22 protein-coding genes are annotated in these 22,415 nt (G+C 74.2%); 9 read left to right on the plus strand and 13 right to left on the minus strand.

Translation table 11 applies throughout. The annotated features are described in order from the left end of the window. The first annotated feature begins 267 nt into the window (after positions 1-267). Positions 268-753: a flavin reductase family protein gene (locus tag K1Y72_RS14925; RefSeq protein WP_372452896.1), complete on the plus strand. Its 486-nt coding sequence runs from the start codon at positions 268-270 to the stop codon at positions 751-753. A gap of 19 nt (positions 754-772) precedes the next feature. Here K1Y72_RS14925 and K1Y72_RS14930 read toward each other — a convergent pair whose 3' ends face one another. The 6 genes from K1Y72_RS14930 to K1Y72_RS14955 all read right to left on the minus strand — a co-directional run bounded on the left by K1Y72_RS14930 (position 773) and on the right by K1Y72_RS14955 (position 6,879). Then, positions 773-2,014 (minus strand): ROK family protein, encoded by a 1,242-nt coding sequence (locus tag K1Y72_RS14930; protein WP_220166895.1) that lies wholly within the window; start codon positions 2,012-2,014, stop codon positions 773-775. Further along, a complete protein-coding gene (locus tag K1Y72_RS14935) occupies positions 2,011-2,763 on the minus strand; it encodes an ATP-binding cassette domain-containing protein (RefSeq protein ID WP_308287082.1) in 753 nt (250 codons plus the stop codon). Before K1Y72_RS14935 ends, K1Y72_RS14930 begins: the two co-directional genes overlap by 4 nt. A 104-nt stretch (positions 2,764-2,867) precedes the next feature. After that, on the minus strand, positions 2,868-4,154 hold the full coding sequence (locus K1Y72_RS14940; protein WP_258572429.1) for a sugar ABC transporter permease: 1,287 nt from the start codon (positions 4,152-4,154) through the stop codon (positions 2,868-2,870). A 14-nt stretch (positions 4,155-4,168) separates the two neighbouring features. Beyond that, complete coding sequence (locus tag K1Y72_RS14945) at positions 4,169-4,954, minus strand: ATP-binding cassette domain-containing protein (RefSeq protein ID WP_220166898.1); 786 nt, start codon at positions 4,952-4,954, stop codon at positions 4,169-4,171. 101 nt (positions 4,955-5,055) lie between these two features. Continuing rightward, complete coding sequence (locus K1Y72_RS14950; RefSeq protein ID WP_220166899.1) at positions 5,056-6,138, minus strand: sugar ABC transporter substrate-binding protein; 1,083 nt, start codon at positions 6,136-6,138, stop codon at positions 5,056-5,058. 444 nt (positions 6,139-6,582) lie between these two features. Then, on the minus strand, positions 6,583-6,879 hold the full coding sequence (locus K1Y72_RS14955) for a hypothetical protein (protein WP_220166900.1): 297 nt from the start codon (positions 6,877-6,879) through the stop codon (positions 6,583-6,585). A gap of 248 nt (positions 6,880-7,127) precedes the next feature. Here K1Y72_RS14955 and K1Y72_RS14960 point away from each other — a divergent pair, with 248 nt between their 5' ends. Next, positions 7,128-7,916, plus strand: a complete 789-nt coding sequence (locus K1Y72_RS14960; RefSeq protein ID WP_220166901.1) for a hypothetical protein — start codon at positions 7,128-7,130, stop codon at positions 7,914-7,916. A gap of 1 nt (position 7,917) precedes the next feature. On the opposite strand, the gene K1Y72_RS14965 is transcribed toward K1Y72_RS14960, so the two are convergent. Continuing rightward, positions 7,918-8,589 carry a hypothetical protein gene (locus K1Y72_RS14965; protein ID WP_220166902.1) on the minus strand — a complete coding sequence of 224 codons (672 nt, stop codon included), beginning with the start codon at positions 8,587-8,589 and terminating at the stop codon, positions 7,918-7,920. A 155-nt stretch (positions 8,590-8,744) separates the two neighbouring features. Here K1Y72_RS14965 and K1Y72_RS14970 point away from each other — a divergent pair, with 155 nt between their 5' ends. Next, positions 8,745-9,851, plus strand: coding sequence for an Rv1352/Rv1906c domain-containing protein (locus K1Y72_RS14970; protein ID WP_220166903.1), 1,107 nt, complete (start codon positions 8,745-8,747; stop codon positions 9,849-9,851). Positions 9,852-9,870: 19 nt separating this feature from the next. On the opposite strand, the gene glyA is transcribed toward K1Y72_RS14970, so the two are convergent. Then, on the minus strand, positions 9,871-11,184 hold the full coding sequence (glyA, locus tag K1Y72_RS14975; protein ID WP_220166904.1) for a serine hydroxymethyltransferase: 1,314 nt from the start codon (positions 11,182-11,184) through the stop codon (positions 9,871-9,873). Between the two features lie 178 nt (positions 11,185-11,362). On the opposite strand from glyA, the gene K1Y72_RS14980 reads away from it, so the two are divergent. Next, positions 11,363-12,025 carry a TetR/AcrR family transcriptional regulator gene (locus K1Y72_RS14980; RefSeq protein WP_220166905.1) on the plus strand — a complete coding sequence of 221 codons (663 nt, stop codon included), beginning with the start codon at positions 11,363-11,365 and terminating at the stop codon, positions 12,023-12,025. Positions 12,026-12,167: 142 nt separating this feature from the next. Further along, entirely contained in the window at positions 12,168-12,398 is a 231-nt protein-coding gene (locus K1Y72_RS14985; protein ID WP_220166906.1) for a hypothetical protein, read from the plus strand. Positions 12,399-12,445: 47 nt separating this feature from the next. Here the strand turns inward: K1Y72_RS14985 and K1Y72_RS14990 are convergent, their stop codons facing one another. Beyond that, complete coding sequence (locus K1Y72_RS14990; RefSeq protein WP_220166907.1) at positions 12,446-13,585, minus strand: thiolase C-terminal domain-containing protein; 1,140 nt, start codon at positions 13,583-13,585, stop codon at positions 12,446-12,448. 208 nt (positions 13,586-13,793) lie between these two features. Then, a complete protein-coding gene (locus K1Y72_RS14995) occupies positions 13,794-14,093 on the minus strand; it encodes a Dabb family protein (protein WP_220166908.1) in 300 nt (99 codons plus the stop codon). A 247-nt stretch (positions 14,094-14,340) separates the two neighbouring features. Here K1Y72_RS14995 and K1Y72_RS15000 point away from each other — a divergent pair, with 247 nt between their 5' ends. The 3 genes from K1Y72_RS15000 to K1Y72_RS15010 all read left to right on the plus strand — a co-directional run bounded on the left by K1Y72_RS15000 (position 14,341) and on the right by K1Y72_RS15010 (position 18,827). Beyond that, entirely contained in the window at positions 14,341-16,014 is a 1,674-nt protein-coding gene (locus tag K1Y72_RS15000; protein WP_220166909.1) for a bifunctional lysylphosphatidylglycerol flippase/synthetase MprF, read from the plus strand. 196 nt (positions 16,015-16,210) lie between these two features. Continuing rightward, positions 16,211-17,269 (plus strand): LLM class flavin-dependent oxidoreductase, encoded by a 1,059-nt coding sequence (locus K1Y72_RS15005; RefSeq protein ID WP_220166982.1) that lies wholly within the window; start codon positions 16,211-16,213, stop codon positions 17,267-17,269. Positions 17,270-17,312: 43 nt separating this feature from the next. Then, complete coding sequence (locus tag K1Y72_RS15010) at positions 17,313-18,827, plus strand: AMP-binding protein (protein ID WP_220166910.1); 1,515 nt, start codon at positions 17,313-17,315, stop codon at positions 18,825-18,827. Between the two features lie 44 nt (positions 18,828-18,871). Here K1Y72_RS15010 and K1Y72_RS15015 read toward each other — a convergent pair whose 3' ends face one another. Next, positions 18,872-19,783, minus strand: a complete 912-nt coding sequence (locus tag K1Y72_RS15015; RefSeq protein WP_220166911.1) for a cyclase family protein — start codon at positions 19,781-19,783, stop codon at positions 18,872-18,874. Between K1Y72_RS15015 and K1Y72_RS15020 the strand changes: the two genes are divergently transcribed. After that, positions 19,782-20,993, plus strand: coding sequence for a serine hydrolase domain-containing protein (locus K1Y72_RS15020; RefSeq protein WP_220166912.1), 1,212 nt, complete (start codon positions 19,782-19,784; stop codon positions 20,991-20,993). The two genes, K1Y72_RS15015 and K1Y72_RS15020, sit on opposite strands and share 2 nt — an antisense overlap. A 5-nt stretch (positions 20,994-20,998) precedes the next feature. On the opposite strand, the gene K1Y72_RS15025 is transcribed toward K1Y72_RS15020, so the two are convergent. Beyond that, entirely contained in the window at positions 20,999-21,739 is a 741-nt protein-coding gene (locus K1Y72_RS15025; RefSeq protein ID WP_220166913.1) for an SDR family NAD(P)-dependent oxidoreductase, read from the minus strand. Beyond that, a complete protein-coding gene (locus K1Y72_RS15030; RefSeq protein WP_220166914.1) occupies positions 21,736-22,362 on the minus strand; it encodes a cysteine hydrolase family protein in 627 nt (208 codons plus the stop codon). The genes K1Y72_RS15025 and K1Y72_RS15030 overlap by 4 nt, the downstream gene beginning before the upstream one ends. Positions 22,363-22,415: the final 53 nt, after the last annotated feature.

Genomic DNA, 22,415 nt, shown 5'->3' on the forward strand with positions numbered 1-22,415 from the left:
GCATTTCCCACCACTCGGGTAAGCAACCGCCCGGCCAGGGTGTTGAGATGACAGACGGGCACGGGCGGCCGGACCGCGGCTTGACACCCCCTCCGGGGCCGCCCTATCGTCCAAGCAAGCGCTTGGCTAAGAGAAGGGACAGGGTCCATGGCCCACGGTGCGACCGCAGCCGCGGCGGCGAGCGTCCCGACCGAGCCGCCCCCCGGCCGGCACGTCAGAAGAGGACGCCGCATGCACGGATCGCCGAACGGTTCGGCAGCAACCCCGGTGACCGACATCGACGGCGCCCGGTTCCGCTCGGTGCTCGGCCGGTTCGCCACCGGCGTCGTCGCCATCACCGGCATCGACGGCGCCACCGGGCGCCCGACCGGGCTGGCCGCCAACTCCTTCACCTCGGTCTCGCTGGAGCCCCCGCTCGTGGCGTTCTGCGTGGCGCACACCAGCAGCACCTGGCCGCTCCTCCGCGAGGCGGGCCGGCTCTGCATCAACATCCTGAGCGAGCCGCAGCTCCAGGTCTGCAAGCAGCTGGCGATCAAGGGCGGCGACAAGTTCGCCGACATCGCCTGGAGCGGCTCGCCGGGCGGCTCCCCCGTGCTGGAGGGCGCGCTCGCCTGGATCGAGGTCTCGGTCGAGCAGGAGCACGTCGCCGGCGACCACGTCATCGTCGTCGCGCGCGTGCACGACCTGGACAAGCACCACGAGGGCGAGCCGCTGCTGTTCTACCAGGGCGGCTACGGCCGCTTCGAGACCTGACGCCCCGCCCCGCCGGGCCTCAGCCGGTGACGATCTCGGCGGGCTCGGCCGGGTCGCGCAGCCGCGCGAGCACCTGGACGGGGTCGGCGAGCACCTCGGCGAACGCGAACTCGGCCGCGCCGACGAGCGTGGCGTCGTCGCCGAGCTCGGCGGTGCGCAGCCGGACCCGCTCGCGGGGCGCGGCGAGCGCGCCGGTCGCGAGCACGCTGCGGACCTGCGCCGCCGACCCGAGGTAGACGTCGCGCAGCGTCCCCCCGAAGATCACCATGCCGGGGTTGAAGACGTTGACGAGGTTGGCGACCCCGAACCCGAGCCAGGTCCCCACCCGGTGCAGCGCGTCGCGGGCGACGATGTCGCCGCGGTCGGCGGCGTCCACCACCGCGCGCACCGCGTCCCGCCCGACCGGCCGGTCCGGCGCGTCCCGGCCGGCGTGCGCGAGCAGCGTCGCCTCCCCGACCTCGGTCTCGAAGCAGCCGTGCGAGCCGCAGCCGCAGGCGCGGCCGCCGGGGTTCACCACCATGTGGCCGATCTCGCCGCCGTAGCCGTCGGCGCCGCCGAGCAGCGTGCCGCCGACGATGATGCCGCCGCCGACGCCGACGTCGCCGTGCAGGTAGATGAGGTCGTCGCAGCCGACGCCGGCGCCGCGCTCGTGCTCGGCGAGGGCGCCGAGGTTGGCGTCGTTGCAGACCGCGACCGGGACGCCGAGGCCGAGCCGGCGGGCGAGGGCGTCGCCGAGCTGCAGGTCGCCGACGTCCAGGTTCGGCCCGAACATGATCATGTCGTCGGAGCGGCGGACGATGCCGGGGAAGGCGAGCGCGGCGCCGACGCACACCGCGTCCCGGCCGGCCTTGCGGACGAGCGCGCGGGCCGCGCCGGCGAGCGCGCCGATGAGGTCGGCGGGGTCGAGCAGGCCGCGCGGCCGGGCGGTCTCGCGCCGGTCCAGGATCGTTCCACCGAGGCCGACCCGCGCGACGGCGAGCCGGTCGACGGCGATGTCGAAGGCGAGCACGTAGACGCGGGTGGACTCCGGGCGCACCACCAGGGAGGGCCGCCCGGCGCGGCGCCCGGGGCGGCGCGGCAGCTCCTCGCGGACGAGGCCCGCGGCGGTGAGGTCGGTGGTCAGCGCCATGATGGTGCTGCGGTTCAGGCCGAGCGACTCGGCGAGCACGGCGCGCGAGGCGGGGCCGCGCAGGTGCACGAACCGCAGCAGCGTGCCGAGGTTGTGCCGCCTGATCTCCTCCTGGGACGGGCCGGCCTTCATACCGCGAGCCCCAGGTCCCCGCTCCGCCCGGAGGTGATCAGCTCGACGACCTGGCGGTGGGTGACGTCGGCGGTGCGCACCTGCGCCGCCATGCGGCCGAGGTAGAGCGCGGCGATCTGGTCGGAGACGGCGAACACGTCGTTCATGTTGTGCGAGATCAGGATGACCGCCAGGCCCTTGTCGGCCAGCCGGCGGACGATCTCCAGCACCTGCTGGGTCTGCGCGACGCCGAGCGCGGCGGCGGGCTCGTCCAGCACCACCACGCGGCTGTCCCAGAGGACCGCGCGGGCGATCGCGACGGTCTGCCGCTGGCCGCCCGACAGGTCGCTGACGCGGCGGCGGACCGACCCGATGGTGCGGACCGACAGCCGCGACAGGACCCGGATGGCCTCGTCCTCCATCGCCGCCTCGTCGAGCGCCACGCCGAGGCGCCGCTCGCGGCCGAGGAACATGTTCTCGACGATGTCGAGGTTCTCGCACAGGGCGAGGTCCTGGTGGACGACCTCGATGCCGAGCGCGGCGGCCTCGCGGGGGCTGCCGAGCCGCACCGGGCGGCCGTCGAACCGGTACTCGCCGGCGTCGGGGGCGTGCACGCCGCCGACGCACTTGACGAGGGTGGTCTTGCCCGCGCCGTTGTCGCCGACGAGGGCGGTGACCTCGCCCGCCCGCGCGGTGAAGTCGACGTCGTGCAGCACCTGCACCGGACCGAAGCGCTTGCTCACGCCGCGCAGGGTCACCAGGGGGGTCACCGCGCCGACGCTAGCAGCCTTTCCCGGCACTTCCGGCCTTCCAGGCGTTCCGGGCGCCGGAACCGGGGGGCCGTGCACGCGGCCCCCCGGTCCGGACGGCCGGATCATCTCCCCGTGGCGGAGCGCCGGCGGCTCGCGATCGCGTCGATGCTGGCCGCGAGGAGGAGCACGCCACCGGTGATGAGATAGTTGGCGTACGCCTTGGTGCCGAGCAGGCCGAGGCCGTTGTCGATGACGGCGATGACCAGGCCGCCCAGGATGGCGTCGCGGGCCCGGCCGCGGCCGCCGAACAGGCTGGTGCCGCCGATGACCGCGGCGCCGACGCCGAGCAGCAGGGTGTTGCCGCCGCCGGAGCCGGGCGCCACCGAGTTCAGCCGGGAGGCCAGCACGATGCCGCTGATCGCGGCGAGCGTGGAGCCGATCACGAACACCGACATGCGGATCCGGTTGACGTTGATGCCCGCGCGGCGGGCCGCCTCGGCGTTGCCGCCGACGGCGTACACGTGCCGGCCGTAGGAGGTGCGGCCGAGCACGAACGTCGCGATGATCAGCAGCACCGCGACGAGCGGGACGCCCCACGGCACGCCGGCCAGGGTGATGAGCGGGCTCGGCGCGCGGTCGCGGCTCAGCAGGAAGGTGCCGAGCAGCAGCACGACGGCGACGACCGCGACGCGCGCGGCGATCAGCTGCACGGGCTTGGCGTGCAGGCCGCGGCTGTGCTGGCGGTACCAGCGCAGGAACTGCGAGACGCCGTACCCGAGGGCGGTGACGACCGCGAGCGTCCAGCCGAGCCAGATCGGCATGTTCTTGTTGGCGATGGCGACGATGACGTCGTCGCGCACCGGGACGGTGCCGCCCTCGCCGATCAGCTTCAGGGTGACGCCCTGCAGGCCGAGGAAGAGCGCGAGGGTCACCACGAAGCTCGGTATGCGCACCCAGGCGACCAGCCAGCCGATCACGCTGCCGATGACGACGCCGGTCACGACGGCGGCGAGGACCGCCACGTACCAGGGCTGCCCGCTGTCGGTGATGAGCTTGGCCATCACCGCGCCGCAGACGCCGCTCGCGACGCCGGCCGACAGGTCGATCTCGCCGAGCAGCAGCACGAAGACCAGGCCGAGGGCGAGGATCGTGTAGGGCAGCGCCTGGATGAACAGGTTGGCGATGTTGCCCTTGCTGAGGAAGGTGTCCGGCCGCAGCGCGGTGAACAGGACGACGAGCCCGACCAGGCCGAGGATCGCGGGGATCGCCCCGAGGTCGCCCGAGCGCACCCGCGTCCAGTAGTCGGCGACGGCCGAGCCCACGTCGTGCTCGCGCTTGTCGGCGGCGAAGTCGGTTTCCGCCAGCTTCACGGCGGTCTGCTTTCCCTTGGGGATGTCGTCGGTGGACATCGAGGAGTCCCCCATCAGATGGTCTCTGCTGCGGTCGCCGGCGCGAGCCCGAGGTCGCCCGAGCGGCCGGCGGTGATGAGCTCCACGACCTGGCCGTGGGTGACGTCCGCGCGCTCGACCTGGGCGGCGACGCGCCCGAGGTACAGCGCGGTGATGCGGTCGGCGACCTCGAACACGTCGTTCATGTTGTGCGAGATCAGGATGACCGCGTGGCCGGTGTCGGCGAGGCGGCGGACGAGGTCGAGCACCTGGCGGGTCTGCGCGACGCCGAGCGCGGCGGTCGGCTCGTCCAGGATGACGACCTTGGAGTCCCACAGCGCGGCCTTGGCGATGGCCACGGTCTGGCGCTGGCCGCCGGACAGGCTGGCGACCTGCTGGCGGACGGACTTGACGGTGCGGACGGACAGCCGCGCGAGGGTCTCCCGCGCCGCCTCCTCCATGGAGTCCTCGTCGAGGACGAGCCCGCGCTTCCGCTCGCGCCCGAGGAACATGTTCTGGACGATGTCCAGGTTGTCGGCGAGGGCGAGGTCCTGGTAGACGACCTCGATGCCGAGGGCCGCGGCGTCGCGCGGGCTGCCGATCTGCACCTGGCGGCCGTCGAACTCGATCGAGCCGGAGTCGATCGGGTGGATGCCCGCGATGCACTTGATGAGGGTGGACTTGCCGGCGCCGTTGTCGCCGACCAGGGCCATCACCTCCCCCTGGCGCAGGGTGAAGTCCACGTCGTGCAGGACGTGGACCGGACCGAAGCTCTTGTTGAGCCCGGCCAGGCGCAGGACGGGTTCACCGTTTTCTGCCACTTGCGTTCCTTCCGGGAGCCGCGGCCCGCGGCGGGCGCCCCCTTGCGAGGGGCGCCCGCCGCGAGGGTCAGCGGGGGTTCGTCACCGAGGACCGGTGTCCGCTACTTGATGCCGGCGGCGGAGCACTTGGCCGCGTAGGCGCCCTTGCAGAGGTCGTCCTTCTTCACGAAGCCGTCGTCGACGACCTTGGAGACGTTGTCCTTGAAGACCGCGATCGGGTCGAGCAGCACCGAGGGGACGTCGCGCTTGCCGGTCGCGTCGTTGGTGGTGCCGTTGGTCTCGCCCTTCTGGCCCTTCAGCACGTCCACCGCGAGCTTGGCGACCGCGTCGGCCTCCAGCTTCACCGGCTTGTAGACGGTCATGCACTGGGTGCCGTCGAGGATGTTCTGCAGGCCCTCGATGGTGGCGTCCTGCCCGGTGACGGGGATCTTGCCGGCCAGGCTGTTCTTCTTCAGCACCGAGATCGCGGCGTTGCCGAGGCCGTCGTTGGCGGCCAGCACACCGTCGATCTTGTTCTTCTGCTGGGTGAGCATCTGCTCGAAGATCGTGGCGCCCTTCTGGTTGTCCCAGTCCGGCACCGCCTGCTCGGCGACCTTCTTGTACTTGGTGACGCCGTCCAGCACGCTGTGCGCGCCCTTGGCGAACAGGGTCGCGTTGTTGTCGGTCGGGGCGCCGTTCAGGTAGACGATGTTGGCGTCCTTGTCGCCCAGGCACTTCTGCAGGCCCTTGCCGAGCTCCTGGCCGACCTTGGTGTTGTCGAACGAGACGTAGTAGTCCGACACGCCGCCGAGGGTGAGGCGGTCGTAGTCGATCGTCTTGACGCCCTGGGACTGCGCCTTGCGCTGCACGGCGGCGGCCGAGTCCGAGTCCAGGCCGTCCACGATCAGCACGGTGGCGCCACCGGTGATCATCTGGTCGGCGATGGTCTGGAACCGCTGGGTGTCGCCCTCGGCGTTCTGGATGTCGTACTGGACGCCGGCGGCCTTGAACGCCTGCTCCAGGTACGGGCGGTCGAAGCTCTCGTAGCGGACCGAGGACTTGGTGTCGGGCAGGATCACGCCGACCTTGCCCTTGGCGGCACCGGCGCCGCCCTTGTCGTCGTCCTTCTTGTCGTCGCCGCAGGCGGTGAGCGTCAGAGCGGCGGCCGCCGCCACGGCGGTGAGGCCGAGGATCCCCTTGCGCATGGCCGGGTCCTTTCAGAGGGGTGGGGGTCGCCGGTGAGCAAGGTCACAAGTTCATCGGCGTGAATGTTGTGTCCCGCAACTTATGTCGGCTTTGCCCCTTACGCCAACCCCTCGGGGCGTCCTATTTGTTGTGAGCGGTAACAATCCAGTAACACGCCCTTCACCTGCGCGAAGGCTGCGGGAGGTAGGGAGTTAGCTTCCGCCCTTAGCGGGTAGGGCGACCCGCGTTCCGCGGCGTTCGCCGCCGGTCCATATGTTCGTGCTCTCAACAATCCCGGCCCGCGCCGGGCGACGGCGGCGGCGCAGCGCCCTTGACGGGGCGGCGCGGCGGCCTGTAGCGGCGCGGGGCGTGCCGGGGGCAAGGCGGCACGATCGCGCGGACGCCCGCCGGGTGTGCCGGGGCGCGTCCGCGCGACCACGCCGTACCTCAGTCCGGACGGCCGCTCAGTTCGCGGCCAGCACCCTCGCGACCCGGTCGGCCGCGACGGTGACCTCGGCGGCGGGCGCGATCCGCTCGGCCCACGACCACCAGTACCACCACCCGTCCGCGCCCTCCTCGACCAGGATGTTCTCCGCGAGGGCGGACGCTTCGGGGTTCATCACATGCAGGCTGGGCGCCTGGCCGCTGGGCAGGGTGACGCGCACCCGCATCCCCAGCGCGACCAGCGCGGCGCCGAGCTCCTCCAGATATTCGAGCCGCGACCTGGCGGGCGCGGCCGTTCCCGTATCGTCAGGCGTCATCCGTTGTGCTCCAAGGGATTCCGCATGGTCCGACGAGGCTCAGCCTCCCCTGTCGGCCCCCGGGGTGCAAGCACTTCGGGCAGGTCAGCGCGGTCGCGGCGGGGCGGGCGCGGGCCGCGCGGCGTCCCGTCCGCGGCGCGGCCGGGCGCGCGGGTGCGCCGAGGGCCGCGCGGGGGGCCGTCTGGAAGGCGCCGAACGGGATATCTTGCCCATGTCCGACGGACGAGGAGATGGGGGCAAGGATGTCTGTGAGCGCCGGTGCCGGGTCCGACTGGACGCGTCCCGACATCTCCCTTCCGGCCCGGCCGCCCGCCTACCCCGAACCGTCCCCCGAGGCCGCGCCCGCCCCGGCGCCTCCGGCCGACCCGGCGGGCGCGCCGGGCGACTGGCACCGGATGCACTTCCCGGTGGGCGCCTTCCTCACCGCCTTCGGCGTCACCGCGCTCGCCGTGACGGCGCTCGACTGGAACGCGCACCGCGCCGACATGGCCGTCTACGTCGGGCAGGGCGCGGCCGCCGCGGGCCTCGCCGCCGTCAAGCTCGTGCAGGTGCTCCTGCTCGCGGCGACGGCGATGTCCCTGCTGCGCCGCCGCGACGTGTGGTTCCTGCCCGCGCTCGCCGCCTGGACGGCGGGCTACGGCGTGTTCGCCGTGCTGGACGCGGTCAAGGGCCGGTGGCTGCCGCTCGCCGAGCACCTCGGCTACACGGCCGGGTTCGGGGTGCTGCTGTTCGTCTCCTACGGGCTGAGCGTCAAGGCGCGCGTCGCCTCCCGCAAGGCCGCCGCGCCCGCCGCGCCCGAGCCCGAGCCGCAGCCGGAGCCCGAGCCGGCTCCGGCTCCGGCGCCGGCCGCCGATGCCACCGTGATGGACGCCGCGCGCAAGGCGCCGGCGCCCGCGCCGACCGTCCGGGACATGCCGCTGCCGTCGAAGCCGCCGTCCTCCGTCCCGGAGCCCGCCGGACCGGAGCCCCTCAAGCTGACGCGCACCCAGGAGTTCGCCCTCAACGCCGTCAACCGGATGCGGCGCGGCGGGCGCTGACTCAGCGCACGATCCAGGCGATCGCCGTCATCGTGCCGGGCGCGACCTCGGTGAACCCGCCGTCGCGCACGGCCACCGTCGCCTTCGGCACGCAGTCGCCCCAGGGAACGTCGCGGGCCAGGTGGACGCGCAGGCCGCCGGCGGCCCAGGCGGCCAGGTCGCCGGCGCCCGCCTGCCTCAGCAGGAGCTGGGCGGCGTGCCCGCACTGCGCGGCGGCCTTGCCGGTCGTCATCGTGACGCCGGGGTTCAGCGCGATCGCCGCGTAGGGCGCGGCGGGCGCGGGCGGCGGCACCTCGGCGTCGGCGAGGTCCAGGCCCGCGACCTGGAGCTTGGCGATCTGCGGCGGGACCTCGGCGACCTCGGACGGCGGGAACGCCCGCACCTCCGCCCCGTCGTGCTGGACGGTGACTCCCGGCAGCTCCTGCACTTCGGGCCAGCGGACGCCGCGCGCCCGCCGCGTCACCTTGCGGATGCGGCGTGACTCCCACTCGGCGACGGCGGCGTGCCACTCCCCCTCGGGTCCGGTGGCGCGCGGATCGGTGAGCAGCCGCACGACGGCCTCGGCCGCGGCCTCGCAGACCGCGCCGTGCGCGGGCGGGGACGCCTTCTCGGCACGGACGACGAGCTGCATGGCCCACGGCGGATCGTCGCGGGGATCGTAGTCGGGTCGCACGGCAGGAGTATTCCACCGCCGATCCGTCGGCCCGCACGCGACTTCCCGGGCGCGGATGTGGGTACGGCACCTCGTGTCGTCCCTCCGGACGCCCGGGAGGGACGGGAGAGGGCCGCGCGCGGACACGGCGGGAGAGGTCGGGTCGGAGGTCGCCTGTGACCAGTGGTGCCTGGAGCGAGACGGTGCCGGGGGTCGGCACGTTCTTCGTCGGGATCGACGTGGCGCCGGGACGGTACCGGTGCGAGGAGGGCAAGGGCGGCTGGTGGGTCCGCTTCACCGGCCCCGGCGGCGGCGAGCCCGTCGGGTCGTGGCCGCTGCCGGCGGGCCCCGCCGAGATCGAGATCCTGCCGTCCGACTTCGCCTTCGAGACGCACGTCGCGACGTCCTGGCTGCGGATCGGCGCCGCCCGGGCGGCCGGCGACGGGCGGGCGTTCGCGCCGCGCCCGGTCGCCGACCCGACGCTGCGGGCCGAGCTGGACGTGCTGGTCGCGCGGCGCCGCCCGCTCGTCTGGCTCGCGCCGCTCACCGTCCTCGGCATCGGGCTGCTCGGCTCGCCGGTGCTCGGCTCGCTCTGGCTGATCGGCCTCGCGATGATGGCGGTGATGGTCGCGCTCGGCACCCCGTCGGTCTCGCTGGACCTGCAGCGCGCCCGCGAGCTGGAGCGGCGCCGCGACCGCTACCTGGTGCCCGAGGACCTCGACGCACCGGCCCGCGGGCTGCTCGCCCGCGCCCAGGAGGCGATCGACGCCGTCCGCGACTCGCAGGTCAACCGGGAGGGGATGCTCGACCGCGTCGACAACGCCGTCACGCTGCCCCGCCAGGAGTGGGAGATCGCGCAGGTCCTCGCCAAGCAGTCGCGCCTCCGCGCCGACCAGGAGGAGATGGCCGCGACCGCCGGCGACATGCCCGAGGTCGCGGCGGCGCTCGCGCCGCTCCGCGCCAAGCTGGACGCCTCGGTCGCCGCGGTGACCCGCCGCGTCGAGGCGCTGGAGCGCTACGCCGGGCGGGCCCGCGCCGCCGACGAGGCGCTCGCCGCGCACCGCCGGCTGGAGGCGATCGCGGCCAGGGCGCACGAGTACGACGAGCTGCTCGCCGACACCGTCCGCGACGACCTCGCGCTGCCGGCGATCGAGCGGCTCACCGAGCAGGGCGACGAGCTCGTCCGGACGCTGCGCCACCGGCTCGCCGAGGCCGCGGAGGCGGGCGGCGAGCTGCCGCCCCCGCCGCCCCCGCCCGCCGCGCCGGAGAGCGCCCCCGGGTAGGCCGGCGCGGCGGTGCCGGTCAGCCCGCCCGGTGGGCGATCTCGCGGCGCAGGTGGACGGCGGTCTTGCGGATCGGACCCGGCGCGGCGCCGCGCAGCAGCACGTCGCCCATGAGGGCGGCGGTGCGGCGCAGGTCGTCGGCGCCGAACCCGCGCCGCACCACCTCCTGGGTGCCGAGGCGGAGGCCCCGGTCGGGCTCGCCGGGCGCCTGCCAGGGCAGCCCGATCGCGCTGAGGTAGATCCCGGCGGCCGCGAGCCGGTCCATCGCGGCCCGGCCGCCGCCGAGGCCCGCGACGTCGAGCGCGACGTGGTGCGAGGCGGTGTACCCGCGGGCGGCGCCGGCGACGGCGAAGCCCTCGCGCTCCAGCGCCTCGGCGAGGGTGCGGGCGGCGGCGGTGCAGCGGTCGGCGTAGGCGCCGTCGTCGGCGAGGATCTCGGCGGCGGTGACGGCGAGCGGCGCGAGCCGGGCCGCGTCGTAGTTGGCGGTGAGGCCGGGGAACACCGCGGCCGACACCCGCTCGGCGATCGCCGGGTCGTCGGTGGCGACGACGCCGCCGGGCGGGCCGCCGAACGACTTGTAGGTGGAGAAGGTGAGCACGTCGGCGCCCTCGGCGAGCGGCCGCTGGAACCGGCCCGCCGCGACCAGCCCCGCCATGTGCGAGGCGTCGTAGAGCAGCAGCGCGCCCGCCGCGTGCGCGCGCTCGGCGATCGCCGCGACGTCGTGCGGGAACAGCAGCAGGCTCGCGCCGATGACGACGAGGCGGGGCCGCTCGCGCTCCAGGAACGGGCCGAGCTCGGCGAGGTCGACGTCCAGGGCGCCGGCGTCGTAGGGCAGGTCCACGACGCGGAGGCCCCGCACCCCCGGCGCGCCGACCGCGTGGTGGCTGGTGTGGCCGCCGGCCCGCTCGGGCAGCACCGCGATCGTGTCGCCGGGCTCGGCCAGCGCGGTGTAGACGGCGAGGTTCGCCATGGTGGCGCTGTGGCTGCGCACCTCGGCGAAGCGCGCGCCGAGCAGGCGGCACATCAGCGACGGGGCCAGCACCTCCAGGACGTCCAGGTGGTCGAGGCCCGACTGGTACTTCTCCCCCGGCCACCCCATGCTCGGGCGCTCGCCGACCTGCGGGTCGGTGACCGCGCGGGCGGCCGAGCTCATCACGTTGGTCCCGGCGTAGAGCACGATGCCCTCGGTGTCGTACTGGCGCGCGTGCGCCCGCAGCGCGCGCTGCACCGTCCCGGCCACGGCCTCGGGAGTGGGCGCGCCGAGCTGCGACGCGACCCGCGCCATGCGGTCCCGGGCGGTCGGAGACGCCCACGGCGCCGTCTCCAGGGTCATGCGGCCTCCTTAGCGGGTGATATGACGAAGAAAGTAGAGAATGTCCCGGTCATTCCGCCAGGGGCGGCCGCCGGCACGGGATCCCGCCGGATCTCACCAAGCGTTTGCTCGTTCGCGTACCCTGGTGTCGACGCGCCTGGTCGAACAAGCGATTGGGCGCACCCGGCATAATGAGGGGGTGACGAGCACGAGCACGAATTCCGGACGCCCCAAAGCCGCCGCCGAGGGCGCGCCGCGCCGCCGCAGCCGGGGCTCCACGGCCCTGGCCTCCGAGCGGCGCGAGCACCTGGTGCGCCTCGCCGCCGACCTGTTCGCGGAGAAGGGCTTCCAGGCCACCACCGTCCGCAACATCGCCGAGGAGGCCGGCATCCTGTCCGGCAGCCTCTACCACCACTTCGACTCCAAGGAGTCGATCGTGGACGAGATCCTCGCGGGCTTCTTCGAAGAGATCATGACCGCCTACCGCGGCGTCCTGGACGAGGGCGGGGATCCGCGCGCGACCATCGCGGGCCTCGTCCGCATCGCCTTCGGCACCCTGGAGCCGCACCGCGCCGCCATCACGGTGATGCAGAACGACTGGAGCTACCTGCAGTCGATGCCGCGCTTCGCCTATCTCGCCAAGTCCGAGGACGAGGTCGAGAAGATGTGGGTGGACGCGATCCGGGCGGGCCAGGACGCGGACCTGTTCCGCGCCGACATCGACCCCAAGCTGACCTACCGGATGATCCGCGACACCATCTGGGTGGCGGTGCGCTGGTTCAAGCCGGGCGGCCGGCTGGACGCCCAGGGCCTCGCCGACCACTACCTCAAGGTGATGTTCGACGGCATCAACACGCACTGAGCACCGCGCCCGAGCGGCGCGCGCCGCCCCGGACCCGGCCGCACCGCGCCGCCGTGTCCTTCGTCACACTTGCCCCGATGACGGTGACGATTCGCCCGTAGGGGACGCTGTTACCGAAGAGGATTTTTCGGGGGGAGGCGACATGACGGCTCAACGGGGCGCCGCAGATCACGAGGAGCCGCCCTCGCCGTCGGTGCAGGCGGCGACGGCGCGAGGACTCCAGGAGCTGTTCCCTGGGGTGCGGGTCTGGTACGGCAGGGCGACCGGTTCGTGGTGGGCGCTCGTGCCCCTCGGCCAGGGGCCGCGCCTGCTGGAGGCGCCGACGCCGCAGCGGCTGCGCGAAGCGATCATGAGCGCCCGCACGCACGGCTGAGCGGGTGCCCGGACGGACGAAGGGACGGACGGGCGGGGCGGGACCGGTCAGGCGGCGGTGAGCACGGCGGCACTGCCGTAGCTGCCGCCGAACCCGGTGCAGAGCGCCACGCCCGCCCCCGGCACCTGGTTGGCGCCCTCGCCGCGCAGCTGGCGGACGGCCTCGGCGACGTTGTTGAGGCCGTGCACGTAGCCCTCCGACAGCAGCCCGCCGTGCGGGTTGACCGGCACCCGCCCGTTCCACGCGATCTCCTGGGCGTGCAGCGCCACCCCGAGGTCGGCGCGGTCCACCAGGCCGAAATCCTCCAGCTGCCGCGGGACGAGCCAGCTGTAGGCGTCGTAGAGCAGCGACACGTCGATGTCGCCGGGCTTCATGCCGGCGGCGTCGTAGAGCGCCCCGGCGATGTGGCCGGAGAAGATCCGGGTGACGTCGGCGGCCTTGTCCATGGTGGAGGCGCCCGGCCCGCCGCCGCGCACGACGGCGTGGACGCGCGGCGCGTCCGGGGCGAGCTCGGCCCGGACGAGGACGAGCGCGCACGCCCCGTCGGTCTCCTGGCAGCAGTCCAGGCGGCGGAGCGGCGAGGCCACCATCGGGCTGCCCAGGTAGGCGGCCAGGTCCACCGTCTCGTGGCGCAGCGCGCGCGGGTTGCGGAAGGCGTGCCGCCGCGACTGCCCGACGACCGCGTGGGTGTGGACGGCGGTCAGCTCCGCGTCGTGCAGGTAGCGCTGCCCGGCCAGCGCGAACTGGTGGACGGGCCCGGCCATGCCGTAGGGGTGGGTGAACTGCTCCTCGGCGCCCTCGCCGAGCTTCAGCCCGAGGGCGTTCATCCGCTGGCCCGACCGGCCGTTCAGCGCCCGGTAGACGAGCACCGACTCGGCGATGCCGGCGTCGATGAGCATGGCGGCGTCGGCGAGGATCGAGGCGCTCTGCGTGCCGCCGCCGTAGATCTCGTTGTGCCAGCCGATCTCGCCGAGCCGCAGCTCGCGGGCCAGGTACAGCACCGGCGCCGAGTCGTTCAGGTGGTAGGACAGGATCGCGTCGGGCCGCTCGATCCCGGCGTCGGCCAGCGCGGCGCGGGCCGCCTCGGCGGCGAGCGACAGCTCGGTCCGGCCCGAGGCGCGCGAGAGCGCGGTCATGCCGACGCCCGCGACCGCGGCCCGTCCCGAGAACCCCTGCCTGCCGAGCATGCGTCCCTCTCCGCCGGTGCCGCCCGCCAGGGACGGGGCGCGATCCGTCCCCGGCGGTCGGCGTCTCGGGGCCGGGAGGCGCCCCGGCCGCGCTGCCGACGCTAACGCGAACCCGCTTCGGAGACAAGCGCTTGCTCGGTTCGATCGCACGGCCGCCCCCACGGCGACCACCCGGTGACCGCGCGGTCAGGGCGAGGGGCGGGACCGGTCAGAGGGCGTACTGGGCGGCCAGCCGGCTCGCGATGATCGGGGCGATGTACTCCTTGATCAGCGCGCGGTGGGCCGGGTGGTCCCGGTAGACGATGAACTCGGCCTCGCCGTCGAAGTCGGCGACCACGGCGAAATCGGCATTGTCCTCGCTGAGGCCCGCGTCCAGGCCGACGCTGTAGGCGCGGATCTCCGGGATCGTCCCGGGCAGCTCGCGGAGCCGCTCGGCGACCTCCTCCTGCTGGGACACCGTCGTCCCCTCGACCCACTTGAACACGACCACGTGCCGGAATCCGCTCATGGGCGCAACGCTACAGCTCAGCGCCCGGGCCGCCGGGCGCCGACACCTCGGCCGGTCCGGGCGCAATCGCCCCGGATGACCGCAAGCGGCCAGAACCTGGGCGGAGACGTTCCGCCGCGCCATCCCATGGACATGGTCTCGAACTGGTGGAAAAACCACCATGGGCCATGCAGCGGCCCGGATTAACGTGCGATACGGGGAATTTGTTCCACATGATCAGGGTTGCCGCCCTTCGGAGGTGCTCTTCGTGGACGCAGCGAAGCCCGCGGCGCCGGTCTGGCCGTTCTCCACGGCCACGGCCGCCGTCGCCACGTTGCTCATCGTGCCGTCGCTGAACGGCGCGCCGTCGTGGCTGCACGGCCTCTCCCTGCTGGCCACCGGGCGCCCGCTCGCACCGCCGCACGCGATCGTGCTCGGTCTCGCGCTGGCGTTCGTCGCGCGCGGCGCGCAGCTGCGGCGCCGGGCGGCCTGGTTCGGCCTGATCCTGCTCGTCGGCATGGGGCTGCTCGCCGTCGCGGCGGGCGACGACGCCCTCTGGCGGCTGCCGCTGCTGGCGGCGGCGCTCGCCGCCCTCTGGCTGCGCCGGAGCGCGTTCGACGTGCGCCCGCACCCCGACCGCGTCAAGTCGGCGGTGCGCACCGGCGCCGGGCTGGTCCTCGGCACGGTCGTGCTGTCGGTGCTGATCGGCGGCGTGTCCCCCGGCTCGGTCGGGCGCGACGTGGCGACGGGCCTCGGCTCGACCGGCGCGCCGATCGACGGCGCGTCCTGGCTGCCGGGCCTGCTCGGCCTGGTCGGCGGCGTCGGCCTGCTCGTCATGGTGGTGACGCTGCTGGCCGCCGACCCGCCGCCCGCGCCGGGCGGCGAGGACGAGCGCCGGCGCGTCGCCGGGCTCGTCGCGCACCCCGGCTCCGACACCCTCGCGCCGTTCGCGCTGCGCCGCGACAAGTCCTACGTGTTCAGCCCGGACGGCGGCGCCGCCATCGGCTACCGGGTGCTGTTCGGCATCGCGGCGGCGGGCGGCGACCCGGTCGGCGACCCGGCCTCGCACGAGGCGGCCGTCCGCGCGTTCCTCGACCTGTGCCGCCGCACCGGCTGGCGCCCGGCGGTGCTCGGCGCGAGCGCGGAGATGCTGCCGGCCTGGGAGGGCCTGCACTCGATCGGCTTCGGCGACGAGGTGGTGCTCCGCCCCGAGGAGTTCTCGCTGAGCGGCCGGTCGATGCGCAACGTCCGGCAGGCCGTCAAGCGCACGCACAACACCGGCGTCACCACCGAGATCGTCCGCGAGTCCGACCTGTCGCCCGAGCTGCGCGAGCGCCTGCTCGGCATCGCCTCGTCCTCGCTCGGCGGCGCCGCCGAGCGCGGCTTCTCGATGAACCTCGACGAGCTGCTCACCGGCTTCCACCCGGGCACGGTCGTCGCGGTCGCCTACGACGGCGACGGCGCGCCGATCGCCTTCCAGCGCTACGCCGTCGCGGGCGGCGCCCTCAGCCTGGACGCGATGCGGCGCTCGCCCGAGGGCCCGAACGGCGTCAACGAGCGGCTCATCGTGGAGGTGGCCGAGTACGCCGCCGAGCACGGGCACCGGCTGGTGTCGCTGAACTTCGCGGCCTTCCGGGAGCTGCTGGAGGCCGAGGACCGCAACGTCGCCGAGCGCGTCGGCTACCGGACGCTGCACCTGCTGGACCCGCTCATCGCGGTCGAGTCGCTGTACCTGTTCAACAAGAAGTTCCGGCCCGGCTACCAGCCGCGCAGCGTGGTGTTCCGCTCCTGGAGCGACATCCTGCTGCTGGCCGCCGCGCTGCTCACCCTGGAGTTCGGCCGCACCCGGCCGGGCCGGGCGCACGCGGCCGCCCCGGCCGGGGCCCGCGAGGACGCGCTGCCCGAGGCCGCGCACCCCGCCGGCCACCTGGAACGCCCTTAGCGCGCGTTCCCCGCACGTCGCACGGGCACCCCGTGCGAGCGCCCCGGTCCCCGCGGACCGGGGCGCTCGTACGTCGGCCGCCTGTTAGGCTTCCCAAGCGAGCGCTTGGTACGTAATGATGGGTCGGGCGTCGCGTCACGGCGCACCCGCCGGGCCCGCTTGTGGAGAAGGAGCCGAACACGTGGCCGTCAGCCCGATGAAGTTCTCGACCTTCCATCTGTTCCACCAGTTCGAGGGGCAGACCACGCGGGAGGTGTACGACTACCAGATCGAGATCGTCGAGCTGCTGGAGGAGCTCGGCTTCGACGGCGTGTGGGTCGCCGAGCACCACTTCCGGGACTACGGCGCCGTGCCCAACATCTTCACGCTGCTCGCCCACCTCGCCGCGCGCACCGAGCGCCTGCGCCTCGGCACCGGCATCGTGGTGCTGCCCCTGCACAACCCGATCCACGTGGCCGAGGAGGCCGCGATGGTGGACGTGCTGTCGAACGGCCGCCTCCAGCTCGGCATCGGCCGCGGCTACCAGAGCGTGGAGTTCGAGAACTTCGGCCTGGACCTCGCCGAGGCCCGCGACCGCTTCAACGAGTGCCTGGACATGCTCGTCGGCCTCTGGACGCAGGACGACTACGAGTACAAGGGCCGCTTCCACGAGACGACGCACCCGCTCACCCTGATGCCGAAGCCCGTGCAGCGCCCGCACCCGCCGCTGCACGTGGCGGCGGTGAGCCCGGAGACCGTCGAGATCTACGCCCGGCGCGGGCTGCCGATCCTGGCCGACCCGGCCGCCACCTTCAACAAGATCGCCAAGGCGGCGCGGACCTGGCATGACACCGCCGCCGGGGCCGGCGTGGACACCGCCGGCGTCGAGCTGGTCGCGAGCCGCTCGGTGTACGTGGCGCCGACCCTGGACCAGGCCCGCGAGGACCAGGCCCGGTTCGAGGCCGGCTTCGACCGCTCCCGCATCTTCAACGTCAAGAGCGCCCCGATCGACCCGGCCACCGGCAAGGCCGCCAAGGGCTTCGAGTTCTACCAGGACCGCTACCTGAAGGGCGGCGAGGTCGACAACGAGTTCCGCTGGGACAAGCTGGACGTCATCGGCGACCCCGAGCGCGTCATCGGGCAGATCCGGTCGATCCGGGAGATGGGCTACACCAACCTGATGTGCGATTTCGGATCCACCCGCCCCCTGCCGATCGAGGACATGAAGAAGGTCCTGCGGTTCTTCGCCGCGGAGGTCATGCCGGCCTTCCGGTGACCCACACCCCCGGTTTCTCCAGGCCGTTTCACTAGGAGGCGCGATGTCCGTACACCGGCTCACACTCGGGGACGTGCTCGACGAGCACCGGCGCGGCCGCCCGCGCGGCACCGCCGTCGTGGACGGCGACGTCCGGCTCACCCATCCCGAGCTCGGCGACCGGGTGGACCGGCTCGCCGTCGCGCTCATGGCGGCCGGCGTCGGCCCCGGCGAGCGGGTGCTCTGGCTCGGCCAGAACTCCTTCCGGGTGCTGGAGCTGCTGCTCGCCGCCGGCCGGCTCGGCGCGGTGTTCTGCCCGGCCAACTGGCGGCAGAGCGCCGACGAGCTCGCCCACGTCCTCACCGACCTCACCCCGAAGGTCGTCGTGTGGGAGGAGTCCGAGGCGGTCGAGAAGGCGCGCGGGCAGGTGCCCCTGAACGCCCGCTGGGTCCGCTCGGGCGAGGAGTACGAGTCCTTCCTGACCGGCGACGGCCGGGCCCTGCCCGGCGTCGTGAGCGCCGAGGTGGACGACGCCGCGCCCGTCCTCGCCCTCTACACCGCCGCCTTCGACGGCCGGCCGAACGCCGCGCTGCTCAGCCACGCCGCGCTCGTCGCGCACAGCATGGCGCTGCTGCACGTCCGGCAGATGGAGGACGGCTTCACCTTCCTCGCCTGCGGGCCGCTGTTCCACGTCGGCACGATGATGTTCACCCTGGCCACCTTCCAGCTCGGCGGGACGCTGGTGTTCACCCCCGCCTACGAGCCGGTCGAGGTGTGCCGCCTCATCGACGCCGAGAAGTGCACGCAGGCGTTCCTGTTCGGCCCGATGATCGACGGCCTGGTGCAGGCCAACGCCGGCGGGGCCTACGACCTGTCGTCCCTCCGCTTCGTCTCGCACTCCCCCGAGTGGGACGCCATGATCACCGTGGACGACAGCCCGTGGTGCGCGTCCAAGATGGGCGGCTACGGGCAGACCGAGGTCGGCGGCATGCTGACCTTCCTCGGCCTCGGCATGGGCGGCGCCGGGTACGCCGGCCGGCCGTCCCCGCTCGTCCACGTGCGGCTGCTGGACGCCGACGGGACCGAGGTCGCGCCCGGCGAGGTCGGCGAGATCTGCGCGCGCGGCCACTCGCTGTTCTCGGGCTACTGGAACCGGCCCGAGCTGAACGAGGCGAAGTCCCGGGGCGGCTGGCACCACACCGGCGACCTCGGCCGCCGCGAGCCCGACGGCACGCTCACCTTCATCGGCCCCAAGCTGCGGATGATCAAGTCGGCGAACGAGAACATCTACCCGGCCGAGGTCGAGCGCGCGCTGAAGTCCCATCCGGCCGTCGCCGACGCCGCCGTGATCGGCGTGCCCGACGAGCGGTTCGGGCAGTCGCCGAAGGCGGTCGTGGTGCTCGCCGAGGGCGCGTCGGCGACCGCCGAGGACGTCATCGAGCACGTGCGCGGCGAGATCGCCTCCTACAAGAAGCCGCGCGAGGTGGAGTTCACCGACGCCATCCCGAAGCGCGGCTACACGCCCGACTACGACGCGCTGGACGAGCGCTTCGGCGGCGGCGCCTACCCCGGCGCCTGACCGCCCGGCGGCGGGCGGGCCCCGCCCGCCGCCGGCGGCCGCCGCTACAGGACGGCGAGCGGGGTGATCGGGCTGGCCGTCCCGCCCTCGATCCGCAGCGGCGCGGCGACGAACAGGAAGTCGGTGCGGCCGCTCTCGGCGAGCTCCTCCAGCCAGAGCATCTCGGCGAGGTGGATGCCGTGCCGCCACAGGAGGATCATGTGCAGGTCGTCGGCGAGGCCCTCGTCGGCGAGCTGCCGCGCGTTCAGCCCGCCGATCGCGGCGTTGTCGCTCGCCACCAGGCAGACGTCGCGCTCGGCGAGCCAGCGCCCGGCGTCGGCCGACAGGCCCGGCTGGCCCGCCCAGTAGGCGTCCGGCCCGTCCCGCCAGGCGAGCGGCCAGCCGGTGCGGACGACCGCGGCGTCGCCGGGCCGCACGTCCAGCGCGCACGCCTCCAGGTCGGCGGGCTCGATCCGGTCGGCCGCCTCCAGCCGCTCGACCCCGCGGATCCTCGGGACGTCGAAGAAGACCCCGCGCGCCACCACCGGCCCGGCCTTGTCGATGCCGCAGCGGCCCGCGCCGTAGGAGCGGACGCGGCCGGCGGGGTGGCCGTTGTAGAGCTCCTCGCCCGACCACATGTGGCAGAGGGCGTCCATGTGGGTCGTCGTGCCGTGCGGGGTGACGACCAGGGCGTCGTCGGCCATCTTCAGGCCCGCGCCGATCGCGCGGGTGCCCGCCGCGTAGTCGCCGCCGTCGACCGACATGAAGTGCTGCGGCAGGGGCCGCCCGCGCAGGTGCGGGACGGTCGTCGGCGCGGGCGAGGACGTCGCGCCGCGGATCGGCAGCGACAGCCCGAGCACGCGTCCCTCGCGGATGCTCCCGGCGGCGGCGAGCACCGTCTCGGGCGTCAGCAGGTTGAGCGCGCCGCGCTCGTCGGCGGCCCCCCAGCGTCCCCAGTTGTTCGACTCATCGAGCATGATTCGGTTCATCCCTTCGGTCAGAGAGGACCCCGCCGTGAGCACAGTCCAGGGCCAGTGCGACCCCGCCTTCGCCGCCGTACAGGAGGTCTTCGAGCAGAACTTCGCGGACGGCCTGGAGGTCGGCGCGGGCGTCGCGGTGCACGCCGGCGGCCGCAAGGTCGTCGATCTGTGGGGCGGCGTCGCGGACCGCCGCACCGGCCGGGAGTGGCGCGCCGACACCCCGGCCTTCGGGTTCTCCTGCACCAAGGCGGTGACCGCGACGGCCGCCCTGCTGCTCGCCGAGCGCGGCGAGGTCGACCTGGAGGCGCCGGTGGCGTCCTGGTGGCCGGAGTACGGGCGGCGCGGCAAGGACCGCACCACCGGCGCGCACCTGCTGTCGCACCAGGCGGGGCAGCCCGCGTTCGAGCGGTCCGTCAGTGCCGAGGAGGCCGCCGACACCGCCGCGCGCGCGGCCGACCTGGCGGGGCAGGCCCCCGAGTGGGAGCCGGGCACCGCGCACGGCTACCACGCCCTCACCTACGGCTGGCTCGCCGGCGAGATCGTCCGCCGGGTGTCGGGGCTGCCGGTCGGGGAGTACATCGCCCGCGAGTTCGCCGGGGGCCGCGACCTGTGGATCGGCGCGCCCGACGACGTCATCGAGCGCGCCGCCAAGCTCACCGCGCGGCGCGGCGCGGCCGACCCCGGCGGCGCCGACGCGCCCCGCGCCGTCGGCGACGACGACGTCCTGGCACGCCTCGCGAGCGCCGCCACCGACCCCGCCAGCGCGATGAACCGGGCGCTGAACAACCCCCACCCCGGCAAGGGCGGCTTCAACAACCCGGTCGTGCTGCGGGCGGGCTGGCCGTCCGCCGGGATGATCGCGACGGCGCCCGCCCTCGCCGGCTTCTACGCCGACCTGATCGCGGGCCGCATCCTGCGCCCCGGCACCCTCGCCGACGCGCTGCGGCCGCGCGTCAGCGGCCCGGACCGCACGATGCTCGTGGACAGCGCCTTCGGCCTCGGCTACATGCGCCCGTCCATGACGTTCTTCACGCCGAGGGCCGGACGCGAGACGGCGTTCGGGCACACCGGCGCGGGCGGCTCGATCGGCCTCGGCGACGCCGCCGCCGGCCTCGCCGTCGCCTACCTGCCGAACGGCATGGGCGACCAGCTCTCCGGCGACCTGCGCGCCTACCGGCTGGTGGAGGCCGCCTACGCGTCGCTGTAGCCGGGTCAATGCATGGTGATGCCGCCGCTGACCGAGACCGTCTGGCCGGTGATGTACTCGGCCCGGTCGGTGCAGAGGTAGGCGACCAGGCCCGCGATGTCGTCGGGGCGGGCGATGCGGCGCAGCGGGATCTGCCGGGCGAGCTTGTCCAGCAGATCGGGATGCCGCTCGGCGACCTCGCGGACCATGGGGGTGTCGGTCGGGCCGGGGCAGACGACGTTGCTGGTGACGCCGCCGCGCGCGGCCTCGCGGGCCAGCGACTTGGCGAGGCCGAACAGCCCCGCCTTGGTCGCGCCGTAGGCGCCCTCGCCGCCCGACCCGGCGCGGGCGCCGTCGGACGAGACGAACACGAGGCGCCCCCAGCCGCGCTCGACCATGCCGGGCAGCAGGGCGCGGGTGAGCTGCATCGGGGCGCGCAGGTTGATCCGCCACATGAGGTCCCAGTTCGCCGGGTCGCTCTCGGTGAACGGCTCGACGATGCTGACGCCCGCGTTGTGCACGAGGGCGTCGACCGGGCCGACGGCGGCGGTGAAGCGGTCGATGTCGGCGGCGTCGCCGAGGTCGACGCGGCGCGCGGTGCCGCCCAGCTCCTCGGCGGCGGCGACGGCGGCGTCCTCGTTGAGGTCGGCGACGACGACGTGCGCGCCGAGCGCGGCGAGGTCGGCGCAGATCGCGCGGCCGATACCGCCCGCGCCGCCGGTGACGACGGCGGTGCGGCCCGCCAGGCCGGTGCCCTCGAAGGTCATCGGCTCCCCCAGGCGGCGGCGAGGTCGGTGCTCGTCGCGCGCGCGGCGAGCAGGCTGACGGTGTTGGCGAGGATCGCGTCCCCGTACTCGGCGGGCGTGCCGGCGACGGCGTCGGTGACGACGACGGCGCGGTAGCCGAGGTTGACCGCCTCCAGGCAGAGGCCGGGGATGCCGAGGTTCAGCGACAGGCCCATGGCGACGACGGTGCGGACGCCGAGCGAGCGCAGCGTCTGGTCCAGGGAGGTGCCGGTGAACGGCGAGAAGCCGTGGTGGCGGCGGGCCTCCAGGTCGGTGGGCGCGGCGACGTCGGGGATCACCTCGATCGCGCCGGTGCCCTCCAGCATGTGCTCGGGGTCCTTCAGCAGGACCTTGATGAAGGGGCAGTTGTCGGTGTGCGACCCGGCGCGGTCGGCGCGGAACGCGGCGGTGCACTGCACGACCGGCACGCCGGCCGCGCGGGCGGCGGCGGCCGTGCGGGCCGCGTTCGCGACGACGCCGCGCTCGTCGCAGGTCTTCACCAGGTCGGGGAACTTGGCGAGGTCGCCGGCCACGCCGCGCTGCATCTCCATGACGAGCAGCGCGGTGTGGGCGGGGGACGCCAGGTCGGCGAGATCGATGGCCACCCGGCCACCTTACCGACCTAGCATTTGCTTGGGTAGCCGTCGCGGTACCGTCC

The organism is Actinomadura parmotrematis, assembly GCF_019458805.1.
In the GTDB taxonomy this organism is placed as follows: domain Bacteria; phylum Actinomycetota; class Actinomycetes; order Streptosporangiales; family Streptosporangiaceae; genus Spirillospora; species Spirillospora parmotrematis.